Origin of the sequence: Shewanella litoralis (assembly GCF_009828585.1) — a bacterium.
GTDB lineage: Bacteria > Pseudomonadota > Gammaproteobacteria > Enterobacterales > Shewanellaceae > Shewanella > Shewanella litoralis.
Window position 1 is genome coordinate 1 of the sequence record NZ_WSRZ01000141.1, and the last position, 295, is coordinate 295.

At 47.8% G+C, this 295-nt stretch carries 1 protein-coding gene; it reads left to right on the top strand.

What is annotated here, in order from left to right:
* Positions 1–295: GTP-binding protein (locus GQA99_RS20420; protein ID WP_240904659.1), on the top strand; the 295-nt coding region annotated here is incomplete at both ends.

The window sequence follows — 295 nt, forward strand, 5'->3', positions numbered from 1 at the left end:
AGCGTGGTATCACCATCGATATTGCTCTATGGAAGTTCGAGACCACCAAGTACTACTGCACTGTCATTGATGCTCCTGGTCATCGTGATTTCATCAAGAACATGATTACTGGTACCTCCCAGGCTGATTGTGCTGTCCTTATCATTGACTCCACCACTGGTGGTTTTGAAGCTGGTATCTCCAAGGATGGTCAGACTCGTGAGCATGCGCTTCTTGCTTTCACCCTTGGTGTCAAACAGATGATTTGCTGTTGTAACAAGATGGATGCCACCACCCCCAAATACTCCAAGGCCAG